17 protein-coding genes are annotated in these 16,490 nt (G+C 68.0%); 9 read left to right on the top strand and 8 right to left on the bottom strand.

Translation table 11 applies throughout. The features are described from left to right. Positions 1 to 136 precede the first annotated feature (136 nt). Both EV192_RS12705 and EV192_RS12700 read left to right on the top strand, forming a co-directional pair. Positions 137 to 616, top strand: a complete 480-nt coding sequence (locus EV192_RS12705; protein ID WP_132114613.1) for a cupin domain-containing protein — start codon at positions 137 to 139, stop codon at positions 614 to 616. Between the two features lie 162 nt (positions 617 to 778). After that, complete coding sequence (locus tag EV192_RS12700; protein WP_132114611.1) at positions 779 to 1,432, top strand: Crp/Fnr family transcriptional regulator; 654 nt, start codon at positions 779 to 781, stop codon at positions 1,430 to 1,432. A 124-nt stretch (positions 1,433 to 1,556) separates the two neighbouring features. Here EV192_RS12700 and EV192_RS53750 read toward each other — a convergent pair whose 3' ends face one another. Then, complete coding sequence (locus EV192_RS53750; RefSeq protein WP_165960355.1) at positions 1,557 to 1,706, bottom strand: hypothetical protein; 150 nt, start codon at positions 1,704 to 1,706, stop codon at positions 1,557 to 1,559. A 301-nt stretch (positions 1,707 to 2,007) separates the two neighbouring features. Further along, positions 2,008 to 2,970 (bottom strand): hypothetical protein, encoded by a 963-nt coding sequence (locus tag EV192_RS12695; RefSeq protein ID WP_132114609.1) that lies wholly within the window; start codon positions 2,968 to 2,970, stop codon positions 2,008 to 2,010. Between the two features lie 421 nt (positions 2,971 to 3,391). Here EV192_RS12695 and EV192_RS12690 point away from each other — a divergent pair, with 421 nt between their 5' ends. Next, complete coding sequence (locus EV192_RS12690) at positions 3,392 to 4,684, top strand: tetratricopeptide repeat protein (RefSeq protein ID WP_132114607.1); 1,293 nt, start codon at positions 3,392 to 3,394, stop codon at positions 4,682 to 4,684. Here the strand turns inward: EV192_RS12690 and EV192_RS12685 are convergent. Beyond that, positions 4,678 to 5,322 (bottom strand): LuxR C-terminal-related transcriptional regulator, encoded by a 645-nt coding sequence (locus EV192_RS12685; protein WP_132114605.1) that lies wholly within the window; start codon positions 5,320 to 5,322, stop codon positions 4,678 to 4,680. The genes EV192_RS12690 and EV192_RS12685 overlap by 7 nt on opposite strands. A 74-nt stretch (positions 5,323 to 5,396) precedes the next feature. Between EV192_RS12685 and EV192_RS12680 the strand changes: the two genes are divergently transcribed. The 4 genes from EV192_RS12680 (at position 5,397) to EV192_RS12665 (ending at position 8,599) form a co-directional block, all read left to right on the top strand. Further along, on the top strand, positions 5,397 to 5,831 hold the full coding sequence (locus EV192_RS12680; RefSeq protein ID WP_132114603.1) for a helix-turn-helix transcriptional regulator: 435 nt from the start codon (positions 5,397 to 5,399) through the stop codon (positions 5,829 to 5,831). Positions 5,832 to 5,868: 37 nt separating this feature from the next. Beyond that, a complete protein-coding gene (locus tag EV192_RS12675; RefSeq protein WP_132114601.1) occupies positions 5,869 to 6,300 on the top strand; it encodes a VOC family protein in 432 nt (143 codons plus the stop codon). 57 nt (positions 6,301 to 6,357) lie between these two features. After that, on the top strand, positions 6,358 to 7,731 hold the full coding sequence (locus EV192_RS12670; RefSeq protein WP_132114599.1) for a DUF6351 family protein: 1,374 nt from the start codon (positions 6,358 to 6,360) through the stop codon (positions 7,729 to 7,731). 73 nt (positions 7,732 to 7,804) lie between these two features. Next, positions 7,805 to 8,599, top strand: coding sequence for a class I SAM-dependent methyltransferase (locus EV192_RS12665; RefSeq protein WP_132114597.1), 795 nt, complete (start codon positions 7,805 to 7,807; stop codon positions 8,597 to 8,599). 26 nt (positions 8,600 to 8,625) lie between these two features. Here EV192_RS12665 and EV192_RS12660 read toward each other — a convergent pair whose 3' ends face one another. After that, positions 8,626 to 8,997 carry a VOC family protein gene (locus EV192_RS12660; RefSeq protein ID WP_132114595.1) on the bottom strand — a complete coding sequence of 124 codons (372 nt, stop codon included), beginning with the start codon at positions 8,995 to 8,997 and terminating at the stop codon, positions 8,626 to 8,628. Between the two features lie 192 nt (positions 8,998 to 9,189). Between EV192_RS12660 and EV192_RS12655 the strand changes: the two genes are divergently transcribed. Continuing rightward, positions 9,190 to 10,173, top strand: coding sequence for a sigma-70 family RNA polymerase sigma factor (locus EV192_RS12655; RefSeq protein ID WP_132114593.1), 984 nt, complete (start codon positions 9,190 to 9,192; stop codon positions 10,171 to 10,173). Between the two features lie 279 nt (positions 10,174 to 10,452). On the opposite strand, the gene EV192_RS12650 is transcribed toward EV192_RS12655, so the two are convergent. Further along, positions 10,453 to 11,229, bottom strand: coding sequence for a hypothetical protein (locus EV192_RS12650; protein ID WP_132114591.1), 777 nt, complete (start codon positions 11,227 to 11,229; stop codon positions 10,453 to 10,455). Between the two features lie 202 nt (positions 11,230 to 11,431). On the opposite strand from EV192_RS12650, the gene EV192_RS12645 reads away from it, so the two are divergent. Next, complete coding sequence (locus EV192_RS12645; RefSeq protein ID WP_132114589.1) at positions 11,432 to 12,208, top strand: hypothetical protein; 777 nt, start codon at positions 11,432 to 11,434, stop codon at positions 12,206 to 12,208. Positions 12,209 to 12,211: 3 nt separating this feature from the next. Here the strand turns inward: EV192_RS12645 and EV192_RS12640 are convergent, their stop codons facing one another. From EV192_RS12640 to EV192_RS12635, 3 genes are read right to left on the bottom strand one after another with little or no spacing between them, the layout of a single operon-like run. Next, positions 12,212 to 15,127: a helix-turn-helix transcriptional regulator gene (locus EV192_RS12640; RefSeq protein ID WP_132114587.1), complete on the bottom strand. Its 2,916-nt coding sequence runs from the start codon at positions 15,125 to 15,127 to the stop codon at positions 12,212 to 12,214. A gap of 41 nt (positions 15,128 to 15,168) precedes the next feature. Continuing rightward, the gene (locus EV192_RS56790) at positions 15,169 to 15,303 is read right to left on the bottom strand and encodes a hypothetical protein (protein WP_279493187.1); all 135 of its coding nucleotides are present in this window, start codon (positions 15,301 to 15,303) and stop codon (positions 15,169 to 15,171) included. A gap of 59 nt (positions 15,304 to 15,362) precedes the next feature. Further along, on the bottom strand, positions 15,363 to 16,475 hold the full coding sequence (locus EV192_RS12635; protein WP_132114585.1) for a glycosyltransferase: 1,113 nt from the start codon (positions 16,473 to 16,475) through the stop codon (positions 15,363 to 15,365). Between the last annotated feature and the right edge of the window lie 15 nt (positions 16,476 to 16,490).

Here is a 16,490-nt window from a genome sequence, read left to right as displayed (position 1 = left end):
CGGGGTGGCCGCGGTTCGGGCCAGCTGTCGAACACAAGTTCACCCGATCAAGGAGCTAGGAATCCCAGGTGGTATACGCGCCGCATGGGTTACGCTACAAGCGTTTTCATCGTGTCGCGCTGGGGAAGGAAACCGCATGTCGTACCCGGAACCGTTGTACCTCAAGGAGGAGGGTGAGGTCAGTGCCACGTACCGGCCCGGTGATCACTCTCCGGAGTTGGTGTACGCCAATGGAACGACCATCCACTACCTGGCGACCGGGGCGACGTCGGCGGGCGGCTTTGGCTTGTACCGCTACGAGATGACGAGTGCCAGAAGTGGACCCGCGCCGCATTTCCACCGCACGATCTCCGAGTCGTTCTACACGCTGACCGGGAGCATCAGGATTCACGACGGCGAGCGGTGGATCGATACCCAGGCCGGGGATTTCGTGCATGTTCCGGCCGGCGGCATTCACGGATTCCGGAACGAGTCCGACGCGCCGGCGTCGATGCTGATCCACTTCGCGCCGGGCGCGCCGCGGGAGGCGTACTTCGAGGATCTGGTGCACCTCGCCGAGAAGTCACAGCACGAGGTCGTCGAGTTCATGCGGTACCACGACACCTACTGGCTCTGAACGTCCACTGTGGACCAACTGGCCCGCGGAAGCGGGCCGGTTGGCCCGCGTGACCGGTCCCGGTCGAGCCGGTGTTCTTCGCCGATTGCCTGCCACACTTCGGCCGCCAGCGAATAGCATTGCGCTCGGCAGACTCCAGGCAACTCCAGAGAGCCGGTTGCGATGTGCACCCGTCGGCTGAGTGACGAGGGACAGCGGAAACTGATCGCGGCGGGGACCCCAAGGCGGTGGGCCCCGGGACAGATTCTGATCAGGGAGTACGACACCACCGACCATGTCGTACTGATCATCAGTGGCAAGGTGAAGATCTCCTCGGCCGCGTCGAGCGGCCGGCAGGTCATGCTGGCCCTGCGCGGGCCAGGGGACCTGCTCGGTGAGACGGCTGCGATCGACGGCGACGCCCGGTCGGCGACCGTCACCGCGCTCACCGATGTCGAAGCGGTCACGCTGACCGCCCCGGATTTTCTGCGTTTTCTGACCACGACCCCGTCGGTCGCGGTCGAACTGCTCAAAATTGTGTTGAGCCGGTTGCGGGAATCGACCCGCAGGCGTCTTGAGGGTGGCGCTTACGACGTGCCGACCCGGACCGCGCTGCTGCTCCTCGACTACGCCCTTGAGTACGGCGACGAGAACAACGGCACAATCACCGTGCGGATGCGCCAGGTGGATCTCGCCGACGCGGCGGGCGCGTCCCGTGAGGCGGTGGCCAAGGCGTTGCGAATATTTCGGGACGCCGGTGCGGTCCGGACGAACCGCGGCCGGTTCGAGGTTCTGCGAATGGACGTTCTGCGCCGATACGCTGAGGCCCTCACATAAAGGAGCCCCTCGTGAGCGTTCGGGTTACTCACGAGGGGCGAAATGCTGGGAAGTTACCTTTCTTTGTCGCTGATTGCCTCCCCTCGTCGACGCACTCTCGATGCACTCCTCCCGGGCTGTGGTCTCATGTGCCGAGACCCACCTTGACCAGCCAGAACGCTCCAGCGACCAGCAGCACGGAACTGACGTTGTGGACCAGGACGGCGATGATCACCAGGGTGGCCGCGGTGAGGAAGGCGACCGTGGTGATGGTGGACTGGTTGATCGTTCGCATCGCGTGTCCCGTCAACAGAGGGTCAGGCGACGACCCTCGCACTGTCCGGCCGGCCCGTCTGTGAAATCTGACGCACAACGCAAATGTCCAGTCATTGGCCAGTCCGTTCGGAAATGTCCAGTCCGCGGCCTGGAAAATGCGATGGTCGGTCCGGCATTCTGTGCACACGGTCCGAGGGACAGTGAGATTCGGCGGCCCACCGTGGCCTGACCGCGGCCGGACTCACGGTCGGCGGACCGGGCGAGGGGGTGGCCCGCCGGTTGGGCATTCGGCAGCCCACCCGGCGGGTTGGGGACACCCGTCAGGACCAGCGGATTCCGTATGCCAGACCAGGTGTGAGCTCGTGGAACCGGGTGTGGATCTCGCCGGCGCCGTCCAACTGGAGAGGTTCGTGGACGGCCAGCGGGTCCTCGATGTCGCGTTGGAACGCGTGCGCCAGGCGCCACACCTGGGCGGGCAGGCGGTCGAGGTCGAAGCGCACGCGCAGGTCGAACTCGACGCATCGGTGGCGCGGCACGCAAACGTAGTGCGGCGCCATCGGGCGGTCCCTGCGCATCCGGAACCGCATGCCGATCTGGTGTGACTCGTCGCGGTGCAGCGGTTGCGGCAGGATGAGCCGGAACCCGTACCGGTCGCCGGACTCCATCGTGACCCTGGCCAGCCGGCCGCCGTGGAAGATGTCGATCTCCAAGTCGTCGGTGCGGATCGTGCCGTTGCTCGGGTCCGAGGTGAGCGTGAAGGCCAGGTCGACGTGGTCGAGGTTGTCCCGTTCGGCCATGATCCGGCGGGTCTCGAACACCTCGGGGGTCGGCTGGTCCAGGGCCAGGGACGTGCGCAGCTCCTCGGTGTGCCAGCCGGCGCCGGTCTCGACGTTCGGCGCCGCGGCCTCGGTCGGCGCGGCGGCGGCCACCTCGGCGAGGCGCCCGATGCCCTCGTCGATCCGGCGCCGCGCGGTGCGTTCGTCCCGGTTGAGCCGCGCCGCGACCAGCCGGACCCGGTCCTTGTAGTACGGCAGCCGACCGTCCTCGGCCAGCGCGAACGCGATCAGGACGGCCAGCCGCAGGTCGTGCGGCAGGTCCTCGGCCCAGCGCAGCAGTGACCCGCCGACCTTGCGCCGGACGTCCGGCGGCCGGTCCTCGGCGGCGGTTCCGGTCACCGCGCGCAGGGCCGGGCCGATCCGGTCGGTGATGGCACTCGCCAGTATTCCCCGCCCTTTGCGCAGCCCCTTCAATTCGTCGACGAGTTGCTCAACGCGAACCCTCACCGAGCGCCTCCGTGTCGATATGCGTGGACCTGGCGAACGAGAACCGTAGTCGCCCGGCCGCTGGTACTCAACCGCGGCGCGCGGTGGGCGAGCCAGGTGTTTCCTGTTTCCCGATCCACTACGAAACCGGAAACCTCTTGTTGGTCATGGTCGCCAGGACGCATGATTTTTCTGCGTTGGTCATCCTCGAAAGGAAATGTGATGACGATCTACTGTTCGATCACATCCATACTCCGATTCGCGCTGTGGGCGGTAGTGGCCGGAATTGTGGCCGGCATCCTGCTGACCTATTCGGGGACGCCGGCGCCAACCGGCCCGGTCTCCACGGCCGGCTACGCGCACCAGGAAAGGGGGTGTACCGGCAATGCAGACACATGAACCGTACGGATTGCTGGCGTGGCTCATCTCGTTGATCGGCTGAGTGACGGTCCGACAGGTGTCCTGTGGCGCCCAGGGCACCAGGTTCGCGGACGAGGAGGCTCGAATGGCCGAGTTGGACGACGACGAGCGGAGCGTCTCCGCCACGTTTGACCTGTCCTGTCAGGAACTTCCCCCGGACCAGCGGCGGATGTTCGCCTTGCTCACGGTACACAGGGGACCCGACATCGACGTGTCCGGCGCGGCCGCGCTGGCCGGCACGGGAGTGCGGCAGGCCGAGCGGCTGCTCGACCGGCTGTGCAAGGCCCGTCTGATCGACCACGCGGGGCCGGGTCGTTACCGGCTCCTCGACCAGGTCCGCGTGTTCGCCGCCGAGCACGCCGTGCTGCCCTTGGCGGACCGGGAGGTGGCCGCGGGTCGGCTGCTGGACCACGTGCTGGGGATGGCCGAGGCCGCGGACGTCCTGCTGAGCCCGCATCGGTACCGGCCGGACTTCGGCCTTCCCCCGGCGACCAGCGGTTTCGCCGGTCTGGCCGAAGCCAAGGCGTGGCTGGCGGTGGAGTTGCCGAACTTGGTGGCGCTGTGCCGGACCGCGCTTGTGTACGGTGTATACAACCGGTGCTGGCAGCTCGCGTACACCCTTGGGGGGTATTTCTACCTGGCCAGACTGTGGGATCCGTGGATCGAGACGCACACCATGGCGATCGCGGCCGCCCGCAACCTCGGCGACCAGCGGGCCGAGGCGATGACGTTGAACAACATGGGCGTCGCGTACGTCGACCGTGGCGAGAGGGACCAGGCTGCCGCGTGTTACCAACGGGCGCTCGGGCTGTTCCGCGTGGTCGGCGACGAGCACGGCCTGAGCAACTGCCTGGTCAACCTGGCGTGGGTCCGGCACTACCAGGGCAACCACGCTGTGGCGCTACGTGACATGTGGCGGGCGGTGGAGTTCTACCGGCACGCCGCCTCGGCCGGGAACGCGGCGATCACGTTACGGGGCATCGCCCTGATGCAGGTGGACATGGGTGCGGTGACCTATGCCATCCGGCACGCGGCGGACTCGCTCGCGGCGTTTCGCCGCCTGGGCATGACACTGGACGCGGTGCTGGCGTTGAACATCCTGGGGCACGCGTACTTCAAGGTCGGCAACCACACCCGTGCCGCCGCGTGCTACCGGGAGGCGATCGCGTTGAGCGAGCAGAACGGCAGCCGGTCCGAGGCCGCCCGAGCCGAACTGGGCCTCAGCCGGATCGCCACCGCGGCCGGCCGCGCGGACGAGGCGGCGGGCCATTTGGCACGTGCCGAGCGGCTGCATCCCGCCGCCGGGGATCATTGACCGAGGTTTCGCGCCAGGCCGATCGCCTCGGCCCGGCCAGGCACGCCGAGTTTCGTGACGATGCCGGACGCGTAGTTGCGGATGGTCTTGGCCGTGACCCGCAACCGGTGTGCGATCGCCGGGTTGGACAGACCGACGGCCATCAGGTCCAGGATCTCCCGTTCCCGCGGGGTCAGCCGGTCCAGCGGATCGGCGGGCTTACTGAACAGCAGGCGGGTGACGCGGTCGGCGACGTGCGCACCGAAGATCACGTGTCCGCCCGCCACCCCGCGCACGGCCCGGACCAGGTCGTCCGGGCTCGCCGACTTCGGCAGGTGCCCCAGAACGCCGGCGCGGATCGCCGCCAACACCGACGTGTCGTCCTGCTGGTCGGTGAACGCGACCGTGGCCGTGCCGAACCGCTGGACCTCCCGGCACGTGGCGGCGAGCTCGTTCGACGGGAGATCCGCCACCAGCACGTCCGGCCGGTGACCGGCGGCCAACTGGACCGCGTCCCGCCCGGTCGCGGCCTCGGCGGCCACCTTGATGTCCGGCTCGCCGGCCAGCACGGTCCGTATCCCGTCACGCATGACCGGCATGGCATCGACGACGATGACAGTCACCAGCCGCGTGGATAACTCATAGTGCACAAGTGTCATCCGGTATCCCCTCCGCCTCACCCCCTTTACGCGGGGGGGATCAAGTTCGTTCAGAACGTCGTCATACTGGCGCCATGGCATCCGTTCCGCCCGCTCGACACCTGTTGCGGGCCAAGGACCTGGCTGACGCCCGGTACTTCGAGAACCTCACGGTCGCCGACCTCGCGCGGGCCGCGGGCCTGTCCCGGGCGCATTTCAGCGACCAGTTCCGGCGTGTGTTCGGTGAGTCGCCGCACGCTTACTTGTTGACACGTCGACTGGAACGGGCCGCGGCGCTGCTGCGGACGACGGACAACTCGGTCGCGGACATCTGTGTCGCGGTTGGACTGCAGAGCGTCGGGTCGTTCACCACGAGTTTCACCCGGACGTTCGGCATGCCTCCGACGGCGTACCGGGCGAAGTTCCCACCAGCGGCCACGTACGCGCGCGTGCCCGCATGTGTCGTGCGTTTCTACAGCCGTCCGCAACACCGGACGTTTCGAGAAGACGCGGCCGGCGCCCCGGACTAGCGTTGCGGTGTCGAAAGTCCACTGAGGAGAGACACCGATGCCTGTCACCATTGCCAACACGCAGCTCTGGGTGCACGACCAGGACGTGGCGCTGAAGTTCTACACCGAGCAACTCGGCATGGCGGTCCGGATGGACGTGACCATGCCGGAGATGGGGGATTTCCGCTGGCTCACGGTCGGTCCCGTCGGCCAGCCGGACGTCGCCATCGTGCTGATGGCGATCCCGGGCGAGCCGGTCATGGACGCCGCGACCGGGGAGCAGGTCCGTGACCTGATGGGCAAGGGCTTCGCCGGCACGATCTTCCTCAGCACTGACGACTGCCACGGCACTTATGAGGAGTTCAGCTCGCGGGGTGTCGAGTTCGTCGAGAAGCCCGAGGAACGTCCGTACGGCATCGACGCGGGGTTCCGCGACCCGTCCGGCAACCACTTCCGGCTCACCCAGGTCCGGGCCGACTTCGGGGCTTGATATGTGACCTTTTGGTCACGTATCCTGGGTCGGTCACTGCGGGGAAAGGACTTGACCATGAAGCTTCGAAGTCTGGTGGTGGTCGTGATGACGCTGGTCAGCGTGGTCGCCGGCACGGCGACGGCAAGTGCCACGGGGAGGCGGAGCTACACGGGCTCCATCGACGGCGCGGACTACCGCGTCGAGGTGCCGGACCAGTGGAACGGCACGCTCGTCGTGTACAGCCACCCGTACTACGTGCCGGGCATTCCACCGGGCATGGGCCTGACGAACCGGCCGGAGACCGAGGACTGGCTGTTGGCCCACGGTTACGCGCTCGCGGCGTCGGACTTCAAGGGCCGCAACGGTTTCCTGGTCGAGCAGGGGGTCGTGGACCAGCGCAACGTGCTGGACTGGTTCACCAGGCACGTCGGCCGGCCGCGGGACGTGGTGGCCACCGGCTCGTCGATGGGCGCGGCGATCTCGCTGAAGCTCGCCGAACGGCTGCCGCGCCAGATCACCGGGGTGGTGCCGATGTGCGGGCCGCTCGACATGGGCGACACGTGGAACACCATTCTCGACGCCACGTTCGCCATCGCCACCCTGCTCGCGCCCGGCGAGGACATCGAGCAGGTGCACGTGCGGGACCCGGCTCGGAGCGTGCGACTGTTGCAGGAGGCGGTGACCAGGGCGTCGCAGACCCCGGCGGGACGCGCCCGGCTGGCGTTGGCCGGGTCGTTCGCGAACGCTCCCGGCTGGGATCGGGCGATGCAGCCGAAACCGGCGGACCTGGCCGGGCAGTTGGCCCAGCAGGCCGAGATCATCATGGGTTTCCACGTGAGCACCTTTGGCCCGAGCGGACGCGTCGACCTGGAACAGCGGGCCGGCGGGAATCCGTTGTGGAACGTCGGGGTGGACTACTCGCGCCAGCTCGCCAAGTCGCGGGAACGGGACCTGGTCGAGCGGGCGTACCAGGCGGCGGGCACCACTCCGGACGCGGATCTGGCCCGGCTCGCCGCGGCGCCCAGGATCAGCCCTGACCCCGCGGCGGTCGCCTGGCTGTACCGCAACGGGATCCCGACCGGTGCCCAACGCGCGCCCGTGATCACGTTGCACAACGTGGCGGACGCGGCCGACCCGGCGAACGAGTCGTGGCTCGCGAACATCATGCGCCGCAACGGAAACGCCGACAACCTGCGGCAGCTGTTCGCCGGCCGCGCGACCCACTGCGCGTTCACCGCCGCGGAGGAGATCGTCACCATGCAGGTCCTGTTCACCCGGATCAGGACCGGCCACTGGCCGTCGACCAACCCCGCGACGCTCAACGCGACGGCCGCGTCACTGCCTGCGAAGTACCAGGTCGTGTACGACTACCCGAACAACCCGAACGCACCGGCCGCACCGGCTTTGACCGCCTTCGACCCGGGCGCGCTGCCCCGGCCGTCCAGGTAGCCACAACACAAACGGCGGTACTCCGTACGGCTCCCCTCTACTAAGCTCGCTGCGCCAAGTGGAGGGGAGCCGTGTGACCAGTACGGAGCAGGGCAGACGCAAGTACGACGAGCTGGCCGACCGGTACGAGGAGGTCTTCCCGTACGTCGCCGACGTGGGCCGGCAACTGATCACTTTCGCGGCACCACAGCCAGGTTGGCGAGTGCTGGACGTCGGCGCCGGGCGCGGCGCGGTGGCTCGGGCGGCCCTGGACCGCGGCTGTGTGGTGACCGCGACGGACGCGTCCCAGGGAATGGTCGCCCGGCTCGCCGCGGACTTTCCGGACATCACGGCTCGGCAGATGGACGCCGGCCGCCTCGACTTCCCGGCGGGCTCGTTCGACCTCGTCACGGCCGGTTTCGTGATCCAGGTGCTGGCGGACCCAGGGATGGCGCTGGCGGAGGCGCACCGGGTGCTCGCGCCGGGCGGAATGTTGGCCCTGTCGTTGGAGAAGCAGTCCGTCGGTCGGCTGCGTTGGCTCTACGAGCTGGCTTCGGAGTTCTTCGGCATCCCCGTACCCGATGACGACGACGAGAACACCGGCGCCATGACAGCGAAGAAGTTGACGGTGTTGATGACCGACGCCGGGTTCGTCGACCTGACAGCCGAGCCCGTGGCGATGCCGGTGCCGTTGGCGGACGCGTCAGCGCTGTGGGACTGGCTGGCGCCCAGGGGACTCGGGGACGCGGTCCGGTCCCTTCCGGACGAGCGGGCGGAGCAGTTCCGCGACCGTTTCCTGGCCGGAGCCGAGGACATGGACACCGGCGGCGGCATCAAGCTGGACTTCCAGGCAACTCTCCATAAAGGACTGTCCGCCGCGCCGTCCTGAGCGGGACGACGCGGCGGTTCGTCGGGTCAGGCGGCTTCCCAGAGCCCCATCAGGTTGCCTTCCGGGTCCTTGAAGTAGGCGGCGAAGCCGAAGCCGCCGACGTCACGCCTGCCGGAAACCGTTGTGCCGCCGAGCTTCTCGATCTTCGCCAGCGCGTCGTCCACGTTCGGGACGTCCACCACGATCACCGGGCTGGCCGCGGCGGCCGGGTCCCGCGCGAGCAGGCCGCCGTTGATGAAGCCGGGCTCGGCCGGCCCCAGGTCCTTGGTCGGGCCGGAGGCGACCAGGGTGTAGCCCGGGACTTCCTGCAGGTTCCAGCCGAACGCCTCGGTGTAGAACTCAGTGGCGCGCTTCTCGTCGTCGAACGGGATCTCGAAGTGCACTACGCGTCCGCTCATTGCTCCACTTTCGGTGTGTGTTCCGGGGATTGGTACCAGGCACGCTAGCCCGGACGGCCCAGTCGCTCCAGCCACACAGCTGGACACCCACCCCCGGCCATTCGGCCCCGAAATGCGCCCTGACCAGCGGAGACACAAAACTGTCAGTGCCGCGGTCTAGGGTGGGCGACGACTGGGGAAAGGAGAAAGGTCATGACGACCGCGACCGAGTCGGTGGACTTCCTGCAGCAGGCCGACCCGTACCGGCGCGAACTGCTCGCGCACTGCTACCGGATGCTCGGCTCGGTGCACGACGCCGAGGACCTGGTGCAGGAGACGTACATCCGGGCGTGGAAGTCGTACGACAAGTTCGAGAACCGGTCGTCCCTGCGCACCTGGCTGTACCGGATCGCCACCAACGTGTGCCTGACCGCGTTGGACGGCCGGGAGCGCCGGCCGCTGCCCGCCGGCCTCGGCAACCCGGACAGCGACCCGGGCGAACCACTGGACGAACGCCACGAAGTCCCCTGGCTCGAACCGGCCCCGGACACCATGACCGGCGCGGACCCGGCCTCGGTGGTCACCGCCAAGGAGTCCGTCCGCCTGGCCCTGATCGCCGCCCTCCAGCACCTGCCGCCCCGCCAACGCGCCGTGCTGGTCCTGCGCGACGTCCTCAAGTGGCGCGCCGCCGAAGTCGCCACACTGTTGGAAACCTCGACGGCGGCGGTGAACAGCGTCCTGCAACGAGCCCGAGCCCAACTGGCGGACGCGTCGCCGACCGAGGACACAGTCACCGAGCCCACCGAGGCGGAGCAACGGGACCTGCTGGACAAATACGTGTCGGCCTTCGAGGCCAAGGACGTGCCCGCGATCGTCGCCCTGTTCACCCAGGACGCGGTGTTCGACATGCCGCCCTACGCGGTCTGGTACAAGGGTCGTGAGAACATCGGCCGTCACCTGGCCGAAGTGTGCCCGGTCGGGCCGGGCGAAATGCGCCTGATCCCGGTGACGGCCAACGGCCAGCCCGGCTTCGGCACCTACTGGCGGGACGCCGAAGGTGTGTACCGCCCGTTCAACCTGGTGGTCCTGACGTTGAGTGCGCAGGGGATAACGCACTCCACGTCCTTCTTCGACCACCGGCTGTTCGACACCTTCGGCCTCCCGCCGGTCTACCCCGAGGAGGCGCCAGCGGAGTAGATCCTGGTCGTCAGGTTACCGCCGGACAGCGCACTCCAACGCCCGTTCGCGACCGGGCGAACCCGGTCGCGAACGGTGTGGGCTGGGTTGGGCGTCGTTGGCGAACGCCTCATCGCCGCCGCCCGTCGCCGCGGCGTGGGCTGGGCTGGGCTGGGCGTCAGTCGTCACCAACGCCGGCGGTCGGGGCTGCATTGGACGTCAGTGGCAGCCAACGCCAGCGGCGGCTGGGCTGGTTGTCAGGGTTGCAGCCAGGTCTTGTGGTGGGCGCTGGGCGGGATGTCAGGGTTGCAGCCAGCCCCAGCGGTGGAGGCTGGGCACGTACACCTCGGCGTAGCCGCCCTCGGTCTTTCCGGTCGGCCGGACCTCCCACTTGTCGTAGACATTTCCGATGACGAACCGGTTCGGCGCGTCCCGAAGAGTGGCGTTGTGCGACATTTTGTGGCGCGTACCGGGAATCGCGCCACGGTCATGCATCCAGTCCACGGTGACCCAGAATGGATCGAACTGGCTCCGGCCGGACAGATTCCTGTGCTCGGGAATCGCCACGCCGGCCGGGTACGGCGGCGTCTTCCGCACTACTTCCTTGTCGTTCTCGATCACCGTGTACTTCTTCGGGTCCTGACCGGTGGAGGTGCCGATGCACTCGCTGTCCTCGACGAACCCCCAGTGCGGGAACTTGTTGTCGCCCGGGTCGGAGACCGCCGCGACCTTGCTGGTGACGTTGTACCGCCAGATAATCTGGTCGCCTTTTCGGATCGTCCAGGACCGGCCGCCTGGATTGGTCGGATAGTTGGGGTGGATCACACAGTCGCTCTTCGTGTAGTAGGTGACCAGAAGGATTCGCCGGTGGCCTTTGACGACCTCGCCTTCTTTCGGTTTGTGTGCGGCCGCGACAGCCATGTCGCCGCCGTCCTCGCCGAGTTCGTCGTCTGTGGTCGTTGCCGTGAGCGTGGTGTTCTGCACGGCGACCGGCGGCTCCGAAGTTCTGTCGGCGACAACCGCGATGCCGGACACTCCGGCCAACGCCAACGAGATACCGATCACCCTACGCGACAAGCGCCTCACGATATGGGTTTGCATCTGCTTGCTCCTTGCCATTGTCATCACCTGCCAGTCGGTGATGACGCCACCGTCCAGCAGTGCGGTGCGGCCGGCCAGCGATACCGGATCCGGCCGGACCCGAACGGTTCGACCTGCGCGAACGGCCGGATCCGGGGGTGGTTTCCGGATCTTCGTGGCGGCGACCACAATTGTGGGGGTGACATCCGACCGGCGTATCGAAGGTCTGCGGGACGGCGACCCCAGAACGATCATCAGGAGGTTCTGGTGGATGGAGATCAAAGGACTGCGCGACCGCTTCGACGCCGAGCGGTTGCGTGCCAACCTTCGCCCGGTCACGAACAAGGAAATATCAGAGGCCACTGATATTCCGGAAAGCACGCTGAGTGAGCTGCTGGCCAGCAAACGGGACATGGTCCCGGACTGGGATACGCGCGTCAGCTTGATCGTGGACTATCTTGGCGGCGAGCCGCAGGAATGGGTGGCGAAGTGGCGGAAGGCCAGAGCTGCCTATGAAAATCTCGACAAGAGCGAGGAGTCGCAGCAAAACCTTTCGACTGAATCCGGACAAACGAGAAAAACGCCGAATTCCGGATCGGCGAGCTGGCAGCGAACCAATTTCCTGAAAAGCGGCCATCTCTTTCTCGCGCTCGGCACTGACATACTCGTCGCCGGAGTCTCGGCAGCCGTCATCGCCACCCAGTCCAGTGGCACGCCTGGCTTCGACTCCGGTACGCAACCGGCCAACAATGCGGGAGCCCAATGTGTCCGGGTCCGAGACGAAACCGAGACGGTCTCGGTGTTCAAAGATCCGCGGACCCGTGACACGTGGACAGAATGGCCCGGAAAAACCCGGTTCCGAGCGGACGTCGACGAGAGCAATCCGCGCCGCTACCGGGTCCTGCTGAGAAACGGGCAGTACGGCTACGTCAACACCGACAAGCGCTATGTCGTGTCGGCCAAGGACTGCTCATAGGGGTCAGGACAGGAGGCCGAGGTCGTGGGCGATGGAGACGACTTCGGCGCGGTTGGCGGCGCCTAGTTTGGCCATGGCCCGGGACAGGTGGACGCTGGCGGTCTTCTGGCTGATGTAGAGCTGGGTGCCGATCTCTCGGTTGGTCATTCCGGTGGCGGCAAGTTCGACGACCGCCAGTTCTCGGGGGGTCAGTTCGGTGTCCGGTGGCTCCTCCGCCACGCCGGGGAGGGGGATTCGGCCTCGTCGGGCCAGGGCGGCCACGGCGTCGCGGAGGGGTGTCGCGCCCAGGCGGGACGCGATTTCGTGGGCGGTGACCACTTGTTGTGCTGCTTCTTCGCGGCCGCCTGTGGCGAGCAGGACGGTTGCCCAGCGCCAACGGGCGTATGCCTCGCCGTAGGGGAAGTCTGTCGCCGACCTGACGGACTGTTGCCAGTGGTCTGCTGTGTCGGTGCCTTGCAGGCGGTGCATCTCTGCGGCCAGTTGGTGGCCGAACATGACGATTCCGGGGTGGTTGTCCTCGTAGAGTTTTCGGGCGATCCAGTGGCGTGGGCGGTGGGATGCCATCCGGTCGACCAGGGCTTGGCCTCGGGCGAGGGCTTGGGCGCAGGCTGCTGTGTCGCCTTTGCGGCGGGCTTGGGTGGCGATGTCGGCGAGGGCCCAGATGCCGATGCAGGCGGCCAGTACGGCGTCGACCGCGGCCGGGCGGGCCAGTTTCGCCAGGTCGTCGAAGGAGGCTTCGATGTGGTCGACCGCCTGGTGGGGGTGTCCGCGCCAGAGGGCCGACTCGGCCTGGCCCATGTGGGTGATGGCGGTGGTGAGCGGGTCGTCGGTGTGCCGTTCGAGTTCGGTGACGAGGTGGTCGAGCCGGGCGTGTTCGCCTTGGGCGGCGAGGACGAGCAGGCTCGGCGCGGTCACCTTGGCCCAGACGGACGTGGGGACGCCGGAGACGGCCGAGGCGGCCAGTGAACCGGCCCAGTCACCTGTGTAGTAGCGGAAGTACACCAGGCCGAACCGGGCGTCGACGCTGGTCGGACCCCACGGCAGGCCGATCTCGGCGGCTCGGACGCAGATGAACTCGGACAACTTGATCGCCTCGTCCAGCCGGCCCGCGGTGGCGAGGGTGATCGCGGTGTTCTTGTGGGCCCGCAGCTCGACCCCGAACGCGCCGATCGACATGGCCCGTTCCGCGGCTGTCCTCCCCACCTGGATGGCTTCCTCGGTGTGCCCGGTCCATTCGGCGAACACCGCGAGGGTGACCAGGCCGTCGACTTCGACCGAGTCCGCGCCCACCGTCCGGGCGTTCTCGATCGCCTCCTGGGCGTACGCCCTGAGCTCGTCGATGTCCAGGTCGTCGTCCCAGGCCCACACCCACTCGCGGGCGCGCAACGCCAGGATCTTGGCGCGGGCCATGGTCGGCGGCCGGTCCCGGACGAGGTCCCACGCCTGGTTGACGAGCTTCTCGATCTCCGCGGACACCTTCTCCGGCACGAACAACGCGGTCGCCAACTGGTGGCGGGTGATCGCGGACAGCTCCGGGTCGTCCGTCTCGTCGGCTTTGGCCACCGCGGACCGGGCGAACTCGATCGAACGGTCCACTTCGCCGATCGCGGACGCGGCGGTCGACGCGATCCGCAGCAGGCTGACCTCGGTGGTGCCGCTGACCTCCGCCGGATCCGGGACCGCCGTCCACAGTTCCAGTGCCTGCTCGACCAGCCGCAGCTTTTCGCCGGGCGCGTACATCTTGGCGGCGTGGTGCGCCGCGGTCACCGAGGCGGCCAGCGCCCGAGGCAGGTCGTGGCACCGCAAGCTGTGGTACGCCAACGAAGCCGGCGATGTCACGACATTCGCGTATCCCGCGTGCAGCCGGACCCGTTCGCCGGGCAGCAAGTCGCCGTACACCGCCTCACGCAACAGCGCGTGCCGGAACGTGTACCCACCCTTGAACGCCACCAGGACGTTGTGCTGGACGGCCTCGCGCAGCGCCTCTTCCAGCGCGTCGTCGGCCATTTCGCAGACCGCGTGCAGGCTGCTGTGGGTGACCTTCCGGCTCCCCACCGAGATGGCACGCACCACCCGGCGGGCAGCCGGGCTGAGGCGTTCCACCCGGGACAGCAGCAGCTCGGCCAGTCCACTCGGGACGCCGTCGCCGTCGCCGTACGCCGCGGCCAGCTCCTCACAGAAGAACGGATTGCCCTCGGACCGGTTGGCGATCTTGTGCACGGTGTCCGCCGGCAGCACGTTGTCAGTCAGCGCCGAGATGAACTCCACGCTGTGCGCGAGGTCGAACGGCGCGAGCTCAATTGTTTCCACAGTGGACAGACGGGAGAGTTCGCCGAGCAACGGCCGCAACGGATGGCGGCGATGCAGGTCCTCGGTACGCAGGGTGCACACCACCTGGATGCGTTGCGAGTCCAGTCTGGACACCAGGAACAGCACCAGGTCCCGGGTGGACGCGTCCGCCCAGTGCAGGTCCTCGATGGCGAGCAGCACCGGAGCCTCCGCCGCGAGGTCGGTGAGCAGCCCGACGACCGAGTCGAACAGGCGCAGCTGCGCCATGGCCGAGTCGTTCTCGTCGAGCCGCTCCACCGCCGCCAGGCCCGGGACCAGGCGAGCGAGCACGGGCCGTTGCCCGGCGAGCGCGCGCTGCGCGGAGGTGAGCTGGCCCAGCGCCTCGACGAAGGGCAGGTAAGGCAGACCTGCCGCATCGACGTCGAGACACCGGCCGGTGAGTGAGATCGTGCCCACCGACCGGGCGTGCTGGACCAGCTCGGTCAACAGGCGGGACTTGCCCACGCCGGCGTCGCCGCTCAGCAGGACCGTCCCGGCCCGGCCGGCGGACACCACGGACAAGGCTGCCTTCAGCCTCGTCAGCTCGGCCCGCCGGCCGACCAGCTCAACCCCGGATCCGGTACGTGGCACAGCGCATGGTCGCACACCGTGCGTCATACCACCGACCACTTTTAGTGGTTGTTCTTCTGCCACCATCGACGGCGCCTGGCCCGGACGGCCCGGGCCTCACGGTCGAACTGGGCGCGCCGGCGCTCGGTCGCCTGCAGCTGGTGGATGTAGTCAAGATGTGCTTCTGGTCCCCACATGACCATAAGACTCGGGGTAAGGCGCCCTACGCCACATGGGGCAACCGCGCAGTCTCGGCCTATCCGAGCCGCTCGATCAGGCTCATCGCGTAAGGCGCCGGGGGCAGTTCGGCGATCTCGTCCCTAAGGCCCTCAGCGGCGCGCCGGTAAGACGGTGTTTCGAGGACGTCAGCGGCCGCTTCGCGGAAGTCCTCGGCCGTGGCGGTCACCGCGTGCAGCACCCGCGCGATGCCGACCGCCTCCGCTCGCGGCCCGTTGAGCAGCTGGTCCGCGCCCATCGGCACCAGCACGGACGGCAGCCCGTGCAGCAAGGCCCCGTACAAGCTGCCGGACCCGCCGTGCGACACCACCATGCTGCACGTCGGCAGGACCTCGTCCTGCGGGATGAACCGTTCGACGCGGACGTGCGCCGGCTGCGGACCGAACTCGGCCGGGTCGATCATGTCGCCGACGGTCACCACGAGATCGACGGGCAGCTCACGCAGCCCGGCCAGGCCGCGGGCGAACAGGTCGCCGGACTCGGTGTTGAAGATCGTCCCCAGGGTGAAGTAGATGGTCGGCTGCTCCGGCTTGGCCTGGACGGTGTCCCGCGTCCGGTAGCGGTGCCCGTTCGCCGGCATGCCGAACGCGGGGTCGCGGAACCCCGGCGGGAACGGCGACAGCCACAAGTGCTCGCTGAGCATGGCCAACTCAGGGTCCGACGGCAGGCCGTGCTCGGCGCGGACCTCGTCGAGTGCCGACGCGACCACCGACGGACGGATGAACGAGCCGGCCGCGCTCACCTCCACGGTCACATGCGGCAGACCGAGCACGGACGCGGCGATCATGGCCCCGAAGTCGAACTCGTCGCACACGATCACGTCCGGCCGCCACCGCGCGCTCAACTTGAGCACGTCCTTCGCCCGCAGCCGCGCCGCGCGCCTGGCGAAACCGTTGCGGAGGTCGTCGTCTTCCTTCTGCCGGTCCGGCACGATCAACGGCAGGCGCTTGCCGTCACCGCTGTAGTCGGGGCCCGACTCGGTCGCGGCGAAGCCGGCCCGCTGTACGGACGGGACCATGCTGCGCTGGCACGTGACGTGAATCGTGTGCCCGGCCGCCGCCGCTGCTCCGGCCAGTGGGACAAGCGGCTCGAAATGTCCTCTTCCGCCAACAAAACTGAACAAGATGCGCACCCAACTCACTGTATG

The organism is Actinocrispum wychmicini, from assembly GCF_004345645.1.
GTDB classification, from domain to species: Bacteria; Actinomycetota; Actinomycetes; order Mycobacteriales; family Pseudonocardiaceae; genus Kibdelosporangium; species Kibdelosporangium wychmicini.
The sequence above is the reverse complement of the archived record's forward strand: the minus strand, read 5'-3'. Positions and strand labels throughout refer to the sequence as shown.

Bases quoted from the DNA above. Each gene is read 5' to 3' on its own strand.
- EV192_RS12685 (WP_132114605.1), bottom strand. From the start codon at position 5,322: ATGACACTTGTGCACTATGAGTTATCCACGCGGCTGGTGACTGTCATC.
- EV192_RS12655 (WP_132114593.1), top strand. From the start codon at position 9,190: ATGACGACCGCGACCGAGTCGGTGGACTTCCTGCAGCAGGCCGACCCG.
- EV192_RS12675 (WP_132114601.1), top strand. From the start codon at position 5,869: ATGCCTGTCACCATTGCCAACACGCAGCTCTGGGTGCACGACCAGGAC.
- EV192_RS12680 (WP_132114603.1), top strand. From the start codon at position 5,397: ATGGCATCCGTTCCGCCCGCTCGACACCTGTTGCGGGCCAAGGACCTG.
- EV192_RS12670 (WP_132114599.1), top strand. From the start codon at position 6,358: ATGAAGCTTCGAAGTCTGGTGGTGGTCGTGATGACGCTGGTCAGCGTG.
- EV192_RS12700 (WP_132114611.1), top strand. From the start codon at position 779: ATGTGCACCCGTCGGCTGAGTGACGAGGGACAGCGGAAACTGATCGCG.
- EV192_RS56790 (WP_279493187.1), bottom strand. From the start codon at position 15,303: ATGTGGGGACCAGAAGCACATCTTGACTACATCCACCAGCTGCAGGCG.
- EV192_RS12660 (WP_132114595.1), bottom strand. From the start codon at position 8,997: ATGAGCGGACGCGTAGTGCACTTCGAGATCCCGTTCGACGACGAGAAG.
- EV192_RS53750 (WP_165960355.1), bottom strand. From the start codon at position 1,706: ATGCGAACGATCAACCAGTCCACCATCACCACGGTCGCCTTCCTCACC.
- EV192_RS12705 (WP_132114613.1), top strand. From the start codon at position 137: ATGTCGTACCCGGAACCGTTGTACCTCAAGGAGGAGGGTGAGGTCAGT.